At 35.0% G+C, this 531-nt stretch carries 1 protein-coding gene; it reads right to left on the reverse strand.

The genetic code is table 11. From position 1 onward, the window contains the following. Window positions 1–121: 121 nt before the first annotated feature. The gene (locus PGR14_RS16070; protein WP_015512809.1) at window positions 122–481 is read right to left on the reverse strand and encodes an ArsR/SmtB family transcription factor; all 360 of its coding nucleotides are present in this window, start codon (window positions 479–481) and stop codon (window positions 122–124) included. Window positions 482–531 lie beyond the last annotated feature (50 nt).

Below are 531 nucleotides of genomic sequence, written 5' to 3' on the forward strand. Positions count from 1 at the left end.
TTTTCAATTTTTGCGGAACAATTTGGACAGTCCAACCCTTTTAATAGAAATGTGCGTTTCATGATAATCTCCTTATAATTTGTTTAATTGTTCAATTACTCAACTATGATATTAAAAAATATTATTTCTGCCAAAGATGCTCAAATCCCTTGTCAATAATCTCTTTCACATGATCATCTGCCAGCGAGTAGTAAACTATCTGTGCTTCTTTACGGAATTTTACCAGATTCGCTAGGCGTAATGCCTTTAACTGATGCGAAATTGCAGATTTTGTTACCCCCAGTAGCACTGCAAGATCACATACACACATCTCACTCTGTTCTAGAGCGTGTAAGATTTGTACTCTAGTTCCATCTCCAAATAGCTTAAACAAAGAAGCCAACTGGATATAATCATCTTTTGGCTGCATCTTGGATTTCACATCATTCACAATATCCTCATGAATTACATCGCAATTACAAATATAAGACGTTTTTGACATATATTCACCTCCAAATAATAATAGTTGTAGCCATGAGCAAAACTCCACAC

Source organism: Coprococcus sp. AF99-45, from assembly GCF_027663865.1.
Classification (GTDB): domain Bacteria; phylum Bacillota; class Clostridia; order Lachnospirales; family Lachnospiraceae; genus Allocoprococcus; species Allocoprococcus comes.

Coding starts and splice junctions, on each gene's coding strand:
- PGR14_RS16070 (WP_015512809.1), bottom strand. CDS start 481: ATGTCAAAAACGTCTTATATTTGTAATTGCGATGTAATTCATGAGGAT.